Annotated in this window: 18 protein-coding genes; 5 read left to right on the forward strand and 13 right to left on the reverse strand. The window is 32.6% G+C overall.

The genetic code is table 11. The features are described 5' to 3' along the window. The first annotated feature begins 312 nt into the window (after positions 1-312). Complete coding sequence (locus QZ357_RS09160; RefSeq protein ID WP_290776404.1) at positions 313-1584, forward strand: ArsB/NhaD family transporter; 1272 nt, start codon at positions 313-315, stop codon at positions 1582-1584. A gap of 14 nt (positions 1585-1598) precedes the next feature. Further along, positions 1599-2066 carry a hypothetical protein gene (locus QZ357_RS09165; RefSeq protein ID WP_290776406.1) on the forward strand — a complete coding sequence of 156 codons (468 nt, stop codon included), beginning with the start codon at positions 1599-1601 and terminating at the stop codon, positions 2064-2066. A 27-nt stretch (positions 2067-2093) separates the two neighbouring features. On the opposite strand, the gene QZ357_RS09170 is transcribed toward QZ357_RS09165, so the two are convergent. The 4 genes from QZ357_RS09170 to rny form a co-directional block, all read right to left on the reverse strand. After that, positions 2094-2858, reverse strand: coding sequence for a TraX family protein (locus QZ357_RS09170; protein ID WP_290776408.1), 765 nt, complete (start codon positions 2856-2858; stop codon positions 2094-2096). A gap of 103 nt (positions 2859-2961) precedes the next feature. Beyond that, positions 2962-3222: a stage V sporulation protein S gene (locus tag QZ357_RS09175; protein WP_290776410.1), complete on the reverse strand. Its 261-nt coding sequence runs from the start codon at positions 3220-3222 to the stop codon at positions 2962-2964. Positions 3223-3244: 22 nt separating this feature from the next. Then, entirely contained in the window at positions 3245-4027 is a 783-nt protein-coding gene (locus QZ357_RS09180; RefSeq protein WP_290776412.1) for a TIGR00282 family metallophosphoesterase, read from the reverse strand. Positions 4028-4042: 15 nt separating this feature from the next. Then, positions 4043-5590 (reverse strand): ribonuclease Y, encoded by a 1548-nt coding sequence (gene rny, locus QZ357_RS09185; protein ID WP_290776414.1) that lies wholly within the window; start codon positions 5588-5590, stop codon positions 4043-4045. 672 nt (positions 5591-6262) lie between these two features. Here rny and QZ357_RS09190 point away from each other — a divergent pair. Then, positions 6263-7408, forward strand: coding sequence for a DUF3048 domain-containing protein (locus tag QZ357_RS09190; protein ID WP_290776415.1), 1146 nt, complete (start codon positions 6263-6265; stop codon positions 7406-7408). 23 nt (positions 7409-7431) lie between these two features. Here QZ357_RS09190 and mscL read toward each other — a convergent pair whose 3' ends face one another. The 4 genes from mscL to QZ357_RS09210 all read right to left on the reverse strand — a co-directional run bounded on the left by mscL (position 7432) and on the right by QZ357_RS09210 (position 9960). Beyond that, complete coding sequence (mscL, locus tag QZ357_RS09195) at positions 7432-7842, reverse strand: large conductance mechanosensitive channel protein MscL (protein ID WP_290776417.1); 411 nt, start codon at positions 7840-7842, stop codon at positions 7432-7434. A gap of 234 nt (positions 7843-8076) precedes the next feature. Further along, positions 8077-8724: an ABC-2 transporter permease gene (locus QZ357_RS09200; RefSeq protein ID WP_290776419.1), complete on the reverse strand. Its 648-nt coding sequence runs from the start codon at positions 8722-8724 to the stop codon at positions 8077-8079. Beyond that, positions 8724-9584, reverse strand: coding sequence for an ABC transporter ATP-binding protein (locus tag QZ357_RS09205; protein WP_290776421.1), 861 nt, complete (start codon positions 9582-9584; stop codon positions 8724-8726). Before QZ357_RS09205 ends, QZ357_RS09200 begins: the two co-directional genes overlap by 1 nt. A gap of 1 nt (position 9585) precedes the next feature. Further along, positions 9586-9960 carry a GntR family transcriptional regulator gene (locus QZ357_RS09210; RefSeq protein WP_290776423.1) on the reverse strand — a complete coding sequence of 125 codons (375 nt, stop codon included), beginning with the start codon at positions 9958-9960 and terminating at the stop codon, positions 9586-9588. Between the two features lie 194 nt (positions 9961-10154). Between QZ357_RS09210 and QZ357_RS09215 the strand changes: the two genes are divergently transcribed. Beyond that, complete coding sequence (locus QZ357_RS09215; RefSeq protein ID WP_290776425.1) at positions 10155-10727, forward strand: xanthine phosphoribosyltransferase; 573 nt, start codon at positions 10155-10157, stop codon at positions 10725-10727. 191 nt (positions 10728-10918) lie between these two features. Here the strand turns inward: QZ357_RS09215 and QZ357_RS09220 are convergent, their stop codons facing one another. The 3 genes from QZ357_RS09220 to QZ357_RS09230 form a co-directional block, all read right to left on the reverse strand. Further along, complete coding sequence (locus tag QZ357_RS09220; protein WP_290776426.1) at positions 10919-11065, reverse strand: hypothetical protein; 147 nt, start codon at positions 11063-11065, stop codon at positions 10919-10921. Between the two features lie 25 nt (positions 11066-11090). After that, positions 11091-12053, reverse strand: a complete 963-nt coding sequence (locus QZ357_RS09225) for a ketopantoate reductase family protein (RefSeq protein ID WP_290776428.1) — start codon at positions 12051-12053, stop codon at positions 11091-11093. Positions 12054-12169: 116 nt separating this feature from the next. Next, on the reverse strand, positions 12170-12763 hold the full coding sequence (locus QZ357_RS09230; RefSeq protein WP_290776429.1) for a LexA family transcriptional regulator: 594 nt from the start codon (positions 12761-12763) through the stop codon (positions 12170-12172). A gap of 218 nt (positions 12764-12981) precedes the next feature. Here QZ357_RS09230 and QZ357_RS09235 point away from each other — a divergent pair, with 218 nt between their 5' ends. Further along, the gene (locus QZ357_RS09235) at positions 12982-13278 is read left to right on the forward strand and encodes a sigma factor-like helix-turn-helix DNA-binding protein (protein WP_290776431.1); all 297 of its coding nucleotides are present in this window, start codon (positions 12982-12984) and stop codon (positions 13276-13278) included. 64 nt (positions 13279-13342) lie between these two features. Here QZ357_RS09235 and QZ357_RS09240 read toward each other — a convergent pair whose 3' ends face one another. Together QZ357_RS09240 and QZ357_RS09245 are read right to left on the reverse strand one after the other, a co-directional pair. Then, the gene (locus QZ357_RS09240; RefSeq protein ID WP_290776433.1) at positions 13343-15004 is read right to left on the reverse strand and encodes a glutamine--tRNA ligase/YqeY domain fusion protein; all 1662 of its coding nucleotides are present in this window, start codon (positions 15002-15004) and stop codon (positions 13343-13345) included. A gap of 349 nt (positions 15005-15353) precedes the next feature. Continuing rightward, complete coding sequence (locus QZ357_RS09245; RefSeq protein WP_290776435.1) at positions 15354-16628, reverse strand: patatin-like phospholipase family protein; 1275 nt, start codon at positions 16626-16628, stop codon at positions 15354-15356. Positions 16629-16638: the final 10 nt, after the last annotated feature.

Genomic DNA, 16638 nt, shown 5'->3' on the forward strand with positions numbered 1-16638 from the left:
ACTGTAAATCCGTTGGCTCAGCCTACAATGGTTCGAATCCATTCTCTCCCACCATCCTCAACCATTTAAATAATTTAGAATTTCAGAAACAATAAATACATATAAACTCGCAAAAGGTATTTAAAGGTTTCTTTTTTTTATGGTAAAAAATATTAACTTACATAAAATATTTTCAACAAAAAATCCAATATATCAAAAATCCATAATCATCATTCCAAATTCATTTTTTTATAAAAATAATATTGCTTTAGAAAAAAAATGGATATATAATGTAACAGTTTATAACAATATTAGATTTAGGCAGGTAAAAAAATGACAACACAACAAATTATTTCAATAATTATTTTCTTTATTACCATGACCGCCATAATGACAGAAAAAATTCATCGTACCGTTGCAGCTGTTACGGGAGCAGTACTGCTCATAATAACACATATTCTTACCGTTGAAAAAAGCATGGAGTATGTTGATATTAATACAATAGGCGTTCTAATTGGAATGATGCTCTTCGTTGCAGTCGTGAAAAACTGTGGAATATTCGAATATATTGCCATAAAATCAGCTAAAATCGCAAAGGGAAAACCTATCAATATAATGATAATATTCATAATAATAACAGCAGTGCTATCCGCATTTTTAGACAACGTGACAACAGTACTTCTTGTAGGACCCATGACGATAGCCATAACAAGAATACTGAACATAAACCCCATTCCCTTTATAATAACCCAAATTATGGCGTCTAATATAGGAGGAACAGCAACCCTAATCGGTGACCCTCCCAATATCATGATAGGCAGCGCCGCAAATTTGAGCTTTACGGATTTTATAATAAATACGGGCATACCTGTAGTAGTCATTTTGATTGTCAGCATACTGTGCTTTACTCTCATTTACAAAAAAGATATGAAAGTAGAAGAAAAGAATGTCAAAGAGATAATGAAAATGGATGAAAACAAAGCCATAAAAGATAAGCCACTAATGATAAAAAGCATTATTATGATTATACTTGTCGTTTTAGCTTTCATATTCCATTCAACTCTAGGCATGGAGTCATGCACCATAGCTCTTTTTGCCGCAGTAATAATGCTACTTTTCGGTAAACAAGACGCCGAAGAAATAATCATAAGCGTCGAATGGTCAACTATTCTTTTCTTTATAGGGCTCTTCATAGTGGTTGGAGGTTTGGAAGAAACGGGAGTTATAGCAAATTTGGCAAATGTTTTAATCGACATAACAAAAGGAAATATGCTTTTTACGATGATAATTATTCTTTGGGCTTCCGCAATAATTTCATCATTCCTTGACAATATCCCTTTTGTTGCTACCCTCATACCTCTTATACTTACAATGCAGAATACGGGAAACATAGATGTAATTCCTCTTTGGTGGGCATTATCTCTTGGAGCATGCCTTGGAGGAAACGGTACACTTATAGGTGCATCCGCAAACGTCGTTCTTTCAAGCATAAGCGCAAAAAACGGATATCCTTTGACGTTTAAACACTATTTCAAAACAGGATTCCCAATGATGCTGCTTTCGATTATAATAAGTACAGTATATTTGATTATAAGATTCGCATAAAAAGGAGTAAAAATATGAACAGAAATTCCGTAAACGGAGATATAATAGACTTAAGCCTCAGACAGCTGGGAGGAAGAATAAAAAGTTTTAACAGTCAAATGCATTTGGTTGAATTCGATATATGTGAAAAATGTGTAGTATCATACATTTTCACAATAACAAAAGAAGATAAGTTTTACCTTCAGCGGTTAAGACCTTATCCTTTATGGGAAGAAAAATACGCAAATGTAAAACAAATAATCGACTTTATAAAAGAAGACATAGCAAAATTCAAGAACGCTGCAAAAAGCAACAATTTCGATAAATTCATAGAAATATCCCAAAGCAGTGTTTATATTGCAAAATATCTGGAAGACTTATTCTTAAATTACAATATAGACAGAGAAATGCTCGATAACATACAAATAGGGATTAACGAAATAATGGAGGTTATAAATATGCACAACAACAAAGATGCCTATCCTCCTATAAAAATCAAATAAAAAAAAGACGGATACATTCCGTCTTTTTTAATTAATGGGTACGCCCATAAAATAAACTCTTATAAAAACCAAAATAATTAGATGAATCGGATAAAAAAGATAAAACAAGTATTTTAAATTTAACCTACCCTTTTGCCCATTGTACATTGCTATAATAGGAAGAGAAAAAACACTGAAAAAATAAAAAACGTAACTTTCAAACATACAAACAATGCCTGTTATAAAATACAATAAACTTCTGTCTTCTCTAAACAAATATAATACCGCTATAATCAATATACCAATAAAGGTATAATCCGTCTTTAACATATAGGCGACAACCCCACTTATGAGTACAGTTAAAGCCTGCAATATATACCGGCCTTTAAATCTTGAAAGAACCATCATCATCAAAATTCCTATAAAAAAAGTAAATAACACATTTTGAGTATCGAAAACAAAGAAACTGTTATATAAAGCCAAATCAAAAGGAATTTCGGAGATAAATGCAAATATAAGTATTCTTGAAAGATATTTTTTTAAGTTTCTCGTATGCAAAAAGCCTTCAACAAGAAGAAAACAAAATATCGGGAAAGATATTCTGCCGATACATCTTAAAATAAAATCAAAATCATACCATTTCATACCGTAATCGGTTAACAACATTTTTTGAAACACTCCGCTGTCAAACCAATGAAGTATTCCGCCTTCTATCAATACACCGCCGATATGGTCAATAATCATGGTTATAACGGCAATTATTTTTAAAGTATTTCCATTTATTTTAAGCGTTGCGTTATTAATCTTGTCCATATTAAAAATCCCTTTTTTATATTATAATTATAGCATATTTCAGATCAAATACTTTAAGTTGTATTTTGAATAAAAAAAACACCGTATAAAACGGTGCTTATTTTTACCTGCTTCTCACTATCAATTTGATACCCGTCCTGTCACTTCCGTTTATTTCAACTTCCGTAAAAGCAGGAATACACACAAGATCATGTCCTCCGGGTGCAACATACCCTCTGGCTATGGCAATAGCCTTAATAGCCTGATTAAGAGCTCCCGCGCCTATAGCTTGAACCTCTGCTTGATCACTTTCTCTAATCACACCTGCCAATGCACCCGCTACAGAATTGGGGTTTGATCCTGATGATACTTTTAATACTTCCATAATGTTTCCTCCTAAATTGTGGTTATGGAAATACTTTGTAAACTCTTTCTACATTCGTACATTTATAAGTGTCGTCATCAAAAGTAAAAACAGCACCGTTTATCTGTCTTTTCCCTTCCGCAAGAGCATACTTGCCCGCAGGTCTTTGAACTTTGAATTTCTTCACGATAAAATCTCTGTCTACACCTATAACTCCGTCTATACTGCCGCACATACCTACATCGGTTATGTAACCCGTACCATTTTCAAGTACTCTGTTATCCGCGGTTTGAACGTGAGTATGAGTACCGTAAACTCCACTTATCCGTCCGTCTACAAAATATCCCATAGCTATTTTCTCGCTTGTTGCTTCTGCGTGAAAATCTAGGATTATAATATCACAAACATTTTTAATATTTTCGTATATTTTGTCGACAACATCAAAAGGATTATCCAAAGGATTCATATACGTGGTACCGGATAAATTAACAACCCCTATCCTTACCTTTCCGACTCTGTATACTTCATACCCTCTTCCGGGACAAGGGTTCGGATAATTTGCGGGTCTTATTATCCTGTCTTCTTCCTGTATAAAATTATACACATCTTTATTATCCCATATGTGATTACCGGTAGTTATCACATCTACACCGGCATTTATAAGCTCGTTATAAACTTTTCTGGTTATACCTTTACCGTTCGCTGCATTTTCTCCGTTTGCAATAACGAAATCTGCACCGTATTCAGCCTTAATATGAGAAAGCTCATCAACGATGAGCTTTCTTCCATATTTGGCAAAAATGTCACCAAATACTAAAATCTTCAATTTTAAACCCCTTAATTATTTTGCATATTCGGTTGCCCTTGTTTCCCTTATCATACTGATTTTGATATGTCCGGGATATTCAAGGTCGTTCTCAACCATATTAGCTATTTCTTTTGCCACATGAACCATCTTCAGATCATCAACCTGTTCCGGTTTAACCATAACTCTGATTTCTCTTCCCGCCTGAATTGCAAAAGATTTTTCAACGCCTTCAAAGGAATTTGCAATCTGTTCCAATTTTTCCAAACGTTTTGTATAGCTTTCAAGAGTTTCTCTTCTGGCTCCCGGTCTGGCTGCAGATATGGCATCCGCCGCCTGTACCAATACGGCTTCTACCGTACTAGGTTCAACATCACCGTGATGTGCTTCCACGGCATGAATAACTTCTTTGTTTTCTTTGTACTTTTTAAGAAGATCTACACCTATGCTTACATGGCTTCCCTCAACTTCATGGTCTATGGCTTTACCTATATCATGAAGCATACCCGCTCTTCTGGCAAGCTTTGCATTCGCACCAAGCTCATCTGCCATAATGCCTGCAAGATTTGCAACTTCAATCGAGTGCTTAAGAACATTTTGTCCGTAACTTGTACGATAATGAAGTCTTCCTATAAGTTTTGTCAAGTCGGGATGAAGTTTCATGACATTGGTATCAAACAATGCCTGTTCACCCATCTCTCTTATTTTAGTGTCGATTTCTTTTTCTGCTTTTTTGATTGTTTCTTCGATTCTTGCAGGATGAATTCTGCCGTCTACGATAAGTCTTTCAAGAGATATTCTCGCGATTTCTCTTCTTACGGGATCAAACCCCGATAATATAACCGCTTCCGGAGTATCGTCTATGATAAGATCTATACCCGTAAGTGTTTCTATTGTTCTTATGTTTCTGCCCTCTCTTCCGATAATACGTCCTTTCATTTCGTCATTAGGCAGATTTACAACGGATACCGTAGTTTCCGCAACATGGTCGGCCGCACATCTTTGAATCGCATAAGACACGATTTCCATCGCTTTCTTATCGGCCTCTTCCTTTGCTTCCAATTCTTTGTTTTTTATAAGTAATGCGGTTTCTCTGGAAATTTGCTTTTCAACATCAGCAAGTAAAAGCTGTCTAGCCTCTTCAAAAGTAAGTTTTGAAATTTTTTCAAGCTCTCTTACCTGTTCTTGATGCATTTTTTCGAGTTTATCTTCTTTTTTGATTAATTCGTCACTTTTCTTTATAAGTTTGTCTTCTTTATGATCAAGTGCTTCACTTCTCTTGTCAGCCATCTCTTCTCTTTGAAGAACTCTCTTTTCAACAAGTTGAAGTTCTTCTCTTCTGGCTCTGGCTTCTTTGTCAAAATCACTTTTTAAATTGAACACTTCATCCTTTGCTTCGATAAGCTTTTCTTTTTTTATTCTCTCGCCTTCTTTTAAAGCATCCTCCACCATTTTGTTGGCGGTTTGTTCGGCATTCCTAAGCTTACCTTCTCCGGATGTTTGCTTATAATATCCACCGATGAAAAAGCAAATTATCCCAGTTACAACTGCTATTATCAGTACTACTGGAAATGATAATCCCATTTTCTCCTCCTTATCCAGATTAAGATTTTCTGTTAAAATTTAAGTATGCAATGAAAATGAACCAAACAAAACAATACCATGTTTTTGGATATTAGAATTTAAAATATAACATTTAAATTTAAATATTATTAAAAATATATATAAATACTAAAAAAGTTTAGTTAATAATTATAATCAATACATACTACTGTTTAATTTTAATGTTTTTTTATAATTAAGTCAATATAAAAATACAAAGGTTTTAATAAAATTCTGAATATTTTAAATACTCATTTATTTAAATAATCAAAAAAACACAATAAATTAAAAAACAAAAATCAATCCAAATTATAACTTCATACACATAAGACTTTTTAAATTAAAAATATTTTCGATTTATAACTTTTTATAATAATAAAAACACTAACATGAAAACATCGTTTCCCCTCATATAAAAGAAAATTTTTTACAAAACACAATAAAAAAACACGAAAAATAATTATTAAACAGGTTAATATAAAACATACGCTACATATGCATAACATTACTTTTATTACAAATTATAATATTATGCCTGTTTTACAAATATCAAAATAAAAATAATTTTTTATATACATAAAAGTTGAACTATATATAAAATTTGATATAAAACGAAAATTATGATAAAATTTTCTTATAATTTAGGAGGATATTATGAAAAAGAGAATAATTGCGGTTTTAATGTGTTTTTTACTTATCACAGGTATTTTCTACGGCTGCGGTAAAGACGACACAGCAGAGAAAAAACCTGATGTGAATCTGCTTACGGGACTTGAAGGAATCTCGCCGGAAGCAGTCGGAAAACGCCCTATAGCGGTAATGGTAAACAACCATAAGGAAGCAATGCCTCAATACGGCATAAGCGATGCGGACATTATATTTGAAATTCCTGTAGAAGGAAATATCACAAGACTAATGGCAGTCTACGGTGATTATACAAAAGTTCCAAAAGTATGTCCGATAAGAAGCTGCAGATATTATTTCCCGATATTTGCAGACAGTTTTGACAGTATATACATTCACTGGGGAGGCAACCAATACGCAACCGATACAATGAACAGACTAAATATAGATAGATTCAACGGTATGTCTTACGGTTCGGATTTATTTGCCAGAGATGATGAAAGACTTGGGAAATATGCACTTGAACACACGGCATATCTAAAAGGTGAAAATCTCCCTTCCGTTATAAAAAAGGAAAAGACAAGAATCGATTTAAAAGCAGAGAAGAACAAACCTATATTCAGTTTTGAACCTATAGTAACACAGGAAGAGGAAGAAGAACCGGGATTCTTCGAAAAAATCTTCGGCAAAAAAGAAGAAGAAAAAGAAGTAATAGAAACCACAAAATTAACGGCATGCGACAAAGCTGTATTAAACTTTTCAAATGAATACTATTCGACATTTAAATTCGATACAGAAAACAAAACTTACAAAAAAGAACACAGCGGAAACGCTCAAATGGACGGAAAGACAAATAAACAATTGGAATTTACCAATGTGTTCGTACTGGAAACGGATATAGGAATGCTCGGAATAGGACAACTTAAGGAAGTCAACTGGAAAGGCGGAACGGGATACTATCTTTCAAACGGAAGAGTACAGGAAATAAAATGGTCTAAAGACAGTGAAGCGGGAGATTTAAAAATCACTACCCTCCAAGGCAATGAACTTCCGGTTTACGAAGGGAAAAGTTATATCGGGGTAATAAATAAAGACAGCACAAAACTAAAAACAAACAAAGAAGATGTTCAGACGAGAGAAATATATGCTCCCGTTACGGAAGAAGAAAACAAATAAAAAAAGAGCTTAAAGCTCTTTTTTTATTCCGTTAAATCAGATGTACAATGCGCACATTTTGTCGCATTGATAGGTATTTCGCTTAAACAGTAAGGACATGTTTTGGTTGTGGGAGCCTCTTCCACAGCTTCCTTTTTACCGATTGTCGCTAATTTGTTAAGAACTTTTACCATTATAAATATAATAAATGCCATAATGATGAAGTTAATAACGGCAGTTAAGAACGAACCATATCTAATATTTACCCCCATAATGTTAAGCACCAAATCAGTAAAGTCCGTTTTCGCAAACAGACCTATAATAGGAGAAATTATATCTTTTACAAGAGAGTTGATTATCGCTTGAAATGCACCCCCTATAATAACACCGACAGCCAGGTCCATCACATTTCCTCTTAAGGCGAATTCTTTAAATTCCTGTATAAATTTTTTCATTCTGTTACCTCTTATTATAATTAATCTAAAGTATTATATAATATTTCATATTATAAATAAACTGCATAATAGACAATGTTCTGCTTTTTTCTGCATTTTTTTCATAGAAAAAAATCATATATATAAATTTAAAACCATCCTTTAAAATAATACTACTTTCAACTCGGCAATAATAAAAAGAGGTAATATTATCACCTCTTTTGAACTTTTATAGATTTTTTATCAATGATTATTTTATGAATATCTTTTCTTATAAACTTTAAGTGAAGCGAAATAACTTCCCACAAGCATTAAAATACCTATAACAGAACCTATAGTTAAAATCATATTTATATGATTCTGCAAAATAGATATATAATCTATTCTCCAAGAAGTAGCTCCATAACCTCCTGCCATAAATATGATCATAATCATATATAAAACAAGACCTTTTTTATTTCCTAAAAGAACAAATATAAAGTTGCTTAAAGCCATAAATATAAGTCCGAATATAAAAGCAAAAATATATATATCAATTGCGGCAGACAAAGATATCGTTTTAAAAACGTGTACATATAAAAAGCATATAATGCAATTTATAATCAGACATACCCCCATCATAATAAGCCCCGTTAAATATTTTGATAACATAATTTCATCTTTTGTCATGGGATATGTAAGCTGCATTTTGTCAAAATTTGTCTTTTCGTCTTCCTCAACGCTTACCTGAAGCAAAGTACTCCCTATTATGGGAACGGTTATTCCGGATATTATTATAAATCCGAAAGGTCCGTCCATAAGGACAACTACGGCTATAACTATAAGAAAGGAAGCAATAAAACTGAGCAAGTTCTTTAAAAGTCCGAATCCCAAATAAAAATCTTTATAAATTATACCCTTCATTATTTTTGTTCTCCTTTTATATAAAATAACATAACATCTTCAATACTCGCATTTGTTATATTCAAGTCTTTATAAATATTCATAATCTCTATTCTGTTTTTTACAAGAACCTTATACCCAAAGGTTTCTTTCTTATAAGCAACGATATCGTCAGAATTTAAATTATCAAAAAATTCTTTTTTACATGATATGATTCCGTAATTGTCATGTATATCCTCATATGTCTTTATAAATTGCAGACGTCCCTCATGTATAAAAGCTATGTAATCGGAAATTTTATCCAAATCGCTGGTTATGTGAGACGATATTAAAATACTGTGTTCTTCGTCTTCCGTGAAATCCCTCAATATATCCAATATTTCATCACGAAACACAGGATCCAAACCGCTCGTCGCTTCATCGAGTATCAAAAATTTCGGATTATGACTGAGTGCTGCGGCAAACTCAAACTTCATCGTCATTCCTTTTGAAAATTTCTTTATTTTTTTATTTTCGGGAATGTTGAATTCTTTAAGAAGAGCAGAGTACTTTTCCCCATCCCAGTTTTTATATATTTTAGAAAGCATTTTCCCCACAAACTTCGGTGTAAAACCCTCATTATAATGACTCTTATCAAATATTACAGCTATGTCTTCTTTGATTTCTTTTTCATACATTCTTAAATCTTTACCGAAGATTTTTATTTCTCCTTCTTCCGGACAGTTTATATTTAAAATTGAATTTATGAAAGTGGATTTTCCGGCTCCGTTTTCACCTATAAGCCCCACAACACTTCCTTTGGGTATATTCAAAGATATATCCTTTATTTCAAAATCCTTATATCGCTTGGTTAAGTTATTTACTTCCAATGTATATTCCATGTCAATCCTCCTCGTAAAATATGCTAAGTATCTTTATAAGCTGTTCTTTTTTTATATCGTTTGCTTTTGAAATATCCACAATCTCCCCAATTAACTTTTCCACTTTTCTTAAGTTTTCTTCTTTTATAAAGTCTTTGTTCTTTGCGGATACAAAAGTCCCTCTACCGACACTGGATTCTATAAAACCGTCTCTTTGCAAATCTTCGTAAACTCTTTGAGATGTAATAACGCTGACGTGAAGCTCCTTTGCAAGTTTACGCATAGAGGGAAGAGACTCTCCTTCTTTTAATTCTCCGCTTATTATCATTGCCTTTATCTGCGAAGTAATCTGCTCATATATAGGTTTGTTACTGTTGCTGTTTAAAATTATTTCCACATATATACGCCTCCTTTCCAAATCATAATTTATTCTAAAAAGATAATGTACTTATCAAGTAAGTACATTATATATAATAAAATACATATTGTCAATACCCTATAAGTACATTTTATTTTACACAGATATTGATTGAAAAAAATTTTGTTATACAGTATTATTTTAATAACAAAAAATCACTGAGAGGATAAAAAATGAAACTGCTAAAAGAAAGAATATTAAACGATGCAACTGTAAAAGAAGGAAATGTACTTAAAGTCGACAGTTTTTTAAACCATCAAATGGATATAGAATTATTTAACGAAATAGGAAAAGAATTTAAAAGAAGATTTGCAGACAAAAACATAACAAAAATAATCACAATAGAGTCTTCAGGCATAGGAATTGCCTGTATTGCAGCACAGTATTTTAACGTACCCGTAGTATTTGCAAAAAAAGCCCAAAGTATAAATATAGAAGGAGAAGTATACAAATCAAAAGTAGAATCCTTCACTCACAAAAAAACTTATGACGTAATACTTTCAAAGAAATTCTTAAATAAAGACGACAGAGTTCTTTTAATAGACGACTTTCTTGCAAACGGCTGCGCCCTTCTCGGACTTATCGAAATTGTAAACAAAGCGGGAGCAAAGACAGAAGGGGCCGGAATAGTAATAGAAAAAGGAATGCAGAACGGAGGGAAAATAATAAGAGAAAAAGGCATCAAACTTGAATCCCTCGCAATAATCGAATCAATGGATAACGGAGAAATTATATTTAAAGAATAAAGTCATAATATTCGTATATTATATTGATAAATTCTTTTCCCATTTAGATTTGGGTAATAAAAAGGCATATCCGAAAAATTTAGTTAACAAAACTTTCAATACGTTAAAATCAAACAACATAACAGTACAAACTCATTAAAATAAAGTAAATTAAATTTTACAAACAAAAAAATAACACACCTCTTGGTGTGTTATTTATTCCCTTTCAAACAAGCGACTATCCCACCATATTCTCTGTGGTGAGCAACACAATTACAACACCTTCCGTGATTTTCGCAGGGATACGTACATGGACATTCTTCTTTATGTACATTACTGCATGGTCTTTCTTCTTTCATAATCTTTATCTCCTTTTCTTATTTATTACCTATTACAATACTTTTCTTTAACAATTTCACAGTTTTTATAAAATAACGGACACTCTACATTTTCTTCTTTGCATAAATCATAAATTGACAAAACCACAAAAAGCAAATCCTCAAAATCTACATTCAAACAAAACATTCTTTTCATACATTCGTTGTTTCTTATGTTTCTACGTATAATCATCCCTGCTATTTTTGGAGGCGAATTGTATGAAGACAGTATATTTTTGTAATTTATGGGTTTTATACCCCTTTTCGCCAATGCAAAGACGATTTCCTTTATGGCGTTGAATGCATAAGACAAAGCCTTATTCGAGTTTATCACACTTAAAAAAGTATTTTTTACATCCCTTAAATCAAACAAGCTTCCTGCGGAAGATATAAAACCCGCACTTACGCCCATATACACCAAGTTCCATTCCAACATATCAAAAGGATTTTCTATATAAATATCACAGCTTGCAAAAAGAGATACAAAACCGTTATAATTTTTAACCTTTGATTCTCCTTTTTTCTGTGCAACTATATGATCAAAAATAACTGCATCCAAAACATTTCCATCAAGACAGCCCGCAACAAGAGGATACGCTACTATGTAATCATTGCCTTTTACGATACTTTCAATATCCTCTCTTTCCATATACAAACAATTAAAAAATACAATCGTCCCCTTTATGCTGTTTTTATTTATGGTATCCACGGCATCCTTTACTTTTCTTGGAGAAACACTTATGAAGATAAAATCAAACTCTCTATCCTGCATAAGTTCAATGTTATACTCATCTTCCTTACTCTTACCCTTTTTATTGTACCTTATATCAAAAAGTTTGACTTTTAAAGTCTCTTCTACTTTACTTCTCTTTTCTTCCCTTATAAAATGCGTGACATCATGCCCTGCCTTTTTAAAAACATATCCGTATACACTGCCTATAGGTCCCAATCCCAAAATCAATATTTTCATACTCTACCTCTTAAAATCAAATATCAATAATATTTATATGAGTAAAAAAATATTTAATTACCTAGACAGAACGATTAAAGAAAGCTGCTCAAATAATTTTGTCTTTATAAAAATATTTAGTACGCCCGTTCAACTTTAACCACTTTACCGAATATATTTATCTTTGCCATATCTTTTCCTATAAAAACTCTGGTATCATACATAGGATTAAAAGATATCAAAGAAATGGAATTTTCTGCTTTTTGAACCTTTTTTATAACTCCTTCTTCCCCGTCTATTATCACAACGGCCAAATCTCCGTTATCCACATCGGACTGGAGTCTGACCAAAGCCAAATCCCCCTCCAATATTTGAGGTGACATACTGTCTCCCCTTACTTTCAGATACTTGTATTCATCCTTGTTGTTGATATTTATAGCCTGAGAAACTCCGAGAAATTCATACGTTGCAACACCGTTAGCTCCGGCAACAACAGTACCTATAATTTCAACGTTTACTATATTGTTTATATCACCCAAAGGCGCATTAAGCAGATAGTCTATGGAAACATTAAACAAACCTGCAATTTTCTGCAAAGTATCCACGGAAGGAATAATTCCCGCGCTTTCATATTTTGCAATTGAAGACTTATCCAAATTAAGGGCTTTCGCCAAGTCTACCTGAGTCATATTTTTATCTTTTCTCAGTGCTCTGAGTTTTTCTCCAAACATTTTAATCTCCTGTGACACAATTTGATTTTTTTGTTATTTTTTATTAATTTATATTTTTATTATATTGAATTTTATTCAGAATGTAAAGTACATTTTGATATTAATTGAATAAAATTCATATTTATCTTGACAATCATGATAATTAATATTAAAATATGAATATAATTCATATTAATACAGTACATACTGAAAACTAAGAAGAATCAAAGGAGAACAAAATGAAAACAGAAACTTACAGAAAAACAGAAAAATTATTAAAAGAATTCGTTATTTACAATAAAATTCTGGAGATAAGAGAAGAAGAAAAAACAAAAAAAGCAGTAGAAAACATAAACAAAGCAATGGAATGCTTAACAGAAACGGAGAAAAAAATAATAACCGATTTCTTTATGAAAAATAAAACTATGAGCGATATATCAAAAGAAATAGATTTAACCAGAGAATATACTTCAAAAGTAAAGACTGCGGCAATAAGGAAAATAGAATACATATTATTCGGAAAAGACGCTGCATAAATCTACATAAAAAGCAGCAAAACCATTATAAATCAAAACAAAAAAGAACCTTTGCAGGTTCTTTTTATTTATTCTTTGCAGGTCTCCATCTTGACTTTAAGGAAACTATTCTGTTAAAAATCAATTCATCATCTTTTGAATTTTTATCCACACAGAAATATCCGTTTCTTACAAATTGGAATCTCTCACCTTCTTTTGCACCTTTAAGGAAAGGTTCAACAAATATTTCTTTTTCATTCAACGAATCTTTATTTACCATATTCATAAAATTATCATCAGAAACATCCGTGTTGAATAAAGACTCCAACAATCTCGCTTTTGCTTTTATAGCAGTGCTTCTTTCAACCCAGTGAATAGTGCCTTTTACTTTTCTTCCCGTAAATCCGCTTCCGGATTTTGTTTCAGGGTCATACGTACATTTTATTTCGATAACTTCACCGTTTTCATCCTTTACAACTTCGTTGCATTTTACAAAATAAGCACCTCTGAGCCTTACTTCGTTACCGGGGAAGAGTCTAAAATATTTCTTTGGTGGATCAAGCATAAAATCTTCTCTTTCAATATAAAGTTCTCTTCCGAAAGGAACTTCTCTTTTTTCTCCGTCTTCTATATCTTGATTGTTTTCAAGTTCCAGCATCTCTATTTTACCTTCAGGATAGTTGGTTATGGTAAGTTTTAAAGGATTTAAAACCGCATTTACTCTGTCAGCCTTAAGCTTTAAATCATCTCTGATAAAATGTTCCAACATTCCGCTGTCAACAACACTGTTCGATTTGCTTACACCTATTTCTTCACAAAACTTAACTATTGCTTCAGGAGTAACCCCTCTTCTTCTGAATCCGGAAAGGGTAGGCATTCTTGGGTCATCCCAGCCGTCAACTATCCCCTCGTCAACAAGCTTTCTTAAATATCTTTTGCTCATCACCTGATTTGTAAGATTCAATCTCGCAAATTCGATTTGGCGGGGTCTTTTGTCTTTGTAATCGTCCAAATTGTCTAAAATCCAATCGTACAAAGGTCTGTGATCTTCAAATTCCAAAGAACATAAAGAGTGGGTTATTCCCTCTATTGCATCTTCTATAGGATGAGCAAAATCATACATCGGATAAATACACCAGCTGTCTTTCGTGTTGTGATGCTCCTCATGAACGACTCTGTATAAAGCAGGATCACGCATATTCATATTCGGGCTTGCCATATCTATCTTGGCTCTTAACACTTTACTTCCCGTTTCGTATTTTCCCTCTTTCATTTCTTTGAATAAAACAAGGTTTTCTTCTACACTTCTGTTTCTGTATATGGAATCTTTACCGGGTGTATTTAAATCCCCTCTGTTTTTTTTCATTTCTTCATAACTTTGGTCGTCTACATATGCAAGTCCCTTTTTTATAAGTTCCACCGCATAAGCATACATTTTTTCAAAGTAATCCGAAGCGTGAAGTTCTTTATCCCATTTAAAACCAAGCCAACTTATGTCTTCCTTTATGGAATCCACATACAAAGTATCTTCTTTGGCAGGATTGGTATCGTCAAAACGAAGATTCGTCTTTCCCGAATATTTTTTTGCAGTTAAAAAATTTATGCAAATGGCTTTTGCATGTCCTATATGCAAAAAACCATTGGGTTCGGGTGGAAAACGGGTATATATTTCATCTTTGTCATACACACCATTTTCTATATCTTTATCTATTTCATTTGTTATAAAATTTGAATTAATCTCCACCACGTTGCCTACTCCTTTTTATTTTAAATTATCTTTATAATTATAATACAAATACATAAAAATTTGAAGATTTTTTTTCTTTTTGATAGTTCCTCTATTTTAAAGCAAAACTCAGTAAGTTCACAACGTTCAATAAGTATTACTAAATACTACTTTTTTAAATAAACCAAAAAACCAACACGACAAAATATCAAACAAAATGTAATATATATTTAATTTTTATAAATTAACAAAAAAACCGTGTCTTATTGTGGAAAACTGTGGATAAGTTGTTAGTATGTTGATAACTTTACGTAAATTCCGCTTTTTTCCCTTAATATTCGTATGTTTATTTGTTGATAATTGACTTTTTCTATAAAATATTATCATAATTAATCCTGTTCATAACAATAAAAGATGTAATAAATGCAATTGTTATTTTCGGTACTGCCGCAAACAGAATTGACTCAACCAAAGAACTTTTGTTTGTCGCAAAAATAAGAATCGCAAGCAGGGTCTTTTTGTCGAAACTCATGTTTACATTACGGGACAGATTAAATATTCCGTTTTCAAGCAGCTGAGAAATTTTTTCTTCCTGCAAAATAATATTGTTTATCTCTCTTAATATTTCCAATATAAAATCCTCATAAGAATATTCTTTTATCGGATTTACGCCTAGAACATCCGCAGTAATTTCAAGAGCAGACATAAAAAAACGCTCATCCCTTATCGGAATATCACCACCGTCATACCCGTTTTTATCTTTAAAGTAGCCGTTTATATATTCTATATAACTCATTATTCTACTGTCTTTCAAAAAGAAGTTGGAAAATCTGTCATCAATTATGAGTCTTGAAATATCCGACGGCTTAAGAGAAATATCATACCCGTCATTTCTTTTTTTTACATAATAATGCGAGGACATATACTCATCATTATATAATTTAGTATCCCAATAACCTTTGCTTATATTTTCATTTAACTGTCTGTTGTTAAACAAAAACTGACCGTACAGACTGTGTTTGCTTGTAATAGTATGAACAATAACGTCTTTTTCAACTTTCTTCTTCGTTATATTGCTAAGAGGAGGATTGATATCAACCTCTATAATGTTCTTATATCCCTTATCCGCCAAAGGCTTTCTCGGAAGATTATCATATACACCTCCGTCAACAAACACGTCTTCATCAATCTCCTGTCTGTAAAATACGGGATAGTTCGCACTTGCCAATATATAGTCTATCATCTTACCTTTTGGCATATCCTCTTTGAAGATAATAATAGGCTCTTTACTGGTTAAATTAAAGGTGACAACACCAAAGTCCACATCGCTTTTTCTTATCTTATCCTCGTCCAGATTCGCTCTAAGCAGAACTTCCAACTTGGAGATATCCCTTATCCTGTTTATAACACTGCTGTCTTTATTGTACACACTTTCCGGAGAAAGCTCACTCCATAGTTTCAAAGCTTTCTCAAAATCATCTTGAGCAACCAACGCGCCGTTTATCGCTCCTATACTCGTACCGCATACGGCTTTTATTTTTATATCATTTTCCAAAAGAGCTCTCCAAACGCCTATTTCATAAGCACCTCTGACTCCTCCGCCTCCAAGAGCCAAAGCATAAACCGTATTTTTATCAAACTTCATATTTACTTAC

Origin of the sequence: Anaerofustis sp. (genome assembly GCF_019420015.1) — a bacterium.
Taxonomy (GTDB): Bacteria; Bacillota; Clostridia; order Eubacteriales; family Anaerofustaceae; genus Anaerofustis.